The sequence below is a fragment of the Microcystis sp. M53603_WE2 genome, assembly GCF_030065435.1.
Genome location: NZ_JASJFF010000086.1, coordinates 1 through 1,536 on the forward strand (window position 1 = coordinate 1; position 1,536 = coordinate 1,536).

Annotated in this window: 2 protein-coding genes; both read right to left on the reverse strand. The window is 42.9% G+C overall.

The window, feature by feature from the left end; genetic code table 11:
* Nucleotides 1-558 (reverse strand): 2-carboxy-1,4-naphthoquinone phytyltransferase (gene menA / locus PX481_RS02035; protein ID WP_288093439.1); only part of this gene is annotated, 558 nt, incomplete at its 3' end.
* 190 nt (nucleotides 559-748) lie between these two features.
* Nucleotides 749-1,321, reverse strand: a complete 573-nt coding sequence (locus tag PX481_RS02040; RefSeq protein WP_002763694.1) for a Uma2 family endonuclease — start codon at nucleotides 1,319-1,321, stop codon at nucleotides 749-751.
* Nucleotides 1,322-1,536: the final 215 nt, after the last annotated feature.

The window sequence follows — 1,536 nt, forward strand, 5'->3', positions numbered from 1 at the left end:
AATCCCGATAATAATTGAAGCCGCTAGACTAGAGAGGGAAAAAGTGCCAGCTTGGGAATAGTAGGCAGCGGCAATCGCCAAGGGTCCAAAAGTAAAGAAACAGATAATTTCACCTAATCCTTGATAACCGAGACGGAAGGGAGGCCCTTGATAGGTATAGCCCAAAAAACAGCAGAGGGCGATTAATTCTAGGAGCATCCAATCGCCTCGCCCATAACTAATAGCAAAAATACCAGCGATGCCTAATAATAGAAAAAGATTACTCAGCCAGAAAATTAAAGATTTGTTACCGGTTAAATTAACAATCGAATGGGCCTTATTGACATCGATCCCGGTATCGGCATCAAAAACATCATTACTGAGATTTAACCAAGCGAGAATTAAAATAGCTGAGAGGATAAAAGTGGCAAAAACCGGGGGAGAAAATAGACCTGTTTCCTGATAAGCGATCGCTGTTCCCAGAATAATCGGTATAATCGCCACACTATACATTGGTGGTTTAATGGCTGCTAACCAGAGTTTTTTGGGCGAGGGAGTGGTGACAGTATCGGTGGTCATAGTTAAATAGGGTTTGCTGAAAAAGTTTTTCCTAGGAGTAGGGTGTAGGGTGTGGGGTTTTACCGATTTTTAGGGGGTCAATTAGCCAATTTTCAGGGAAAAAGTGCCTGAATTTACCCTGACTACTGACGAGCGACTCCTATTTTGATTTTGACCAGAGGTCTGATCATACCTCGGTTTTAAGGATATTTTACTCAAAAATGGAGATAAATAGACTAAAGCCGGGTAAGACATCCTCTCCGCTTAAATTAGCCGGTAGTTCCATAATTTCTACGGGTTGCTGAGGACGATAAATTTCCACTTGTTGTTGTTGAGGATTAACTAGCCAACCTAATCGCAAACCACTGTGGAGATATTCCTGCATTTTCGCTTGAATTTCCGGGAGGGAATCGCTACGGGAGCGCAGTTCAATGACGAAATCGGGACAAATAGGCGGAAATTTCTCCTGTTCTTCTCGACTCAGAGCTTGCCAACGAGTTAAACTCACCCAAGCGGCATCGGGAGCGCGATCTCCGCCTTTCGGCAAACGAAAAATCGTCGCCGAACTAAAGACTTTACCCAATCCGGTTTGACGATTCCACAACCAAAGTAAACTAATAAAATCGGCCTCTCGGTTGCCGCTAATTCCCCCAACAGGTGGCATCACAATTAATTCTCCTTGGGCGTTTCTTTCTAGTTGCCAATCTGGGTTAACTTGACAGAGACAGTAAAACTGCTCATCGGTGAGATTGACTGTATCTAAGTTTAAAATCACTGCTGCCATAGCTATATTTCGCCCTAGAAAACACTCTAGTCTTAATTATAGTCAATTAGGGCTGGCTGAATAAATCTAAAAACCTTGCTGGATAAGAGTTTTAGACTTTTTTGAAATCCAAAAGTACCAGATATGGGAGTGATCAGGGGGAAATTCAGCTACTTTTTCCCTGAAAATTAGGTAATTGACCCCCTCAAAATCGGTAAAACCCCACACCCCACACC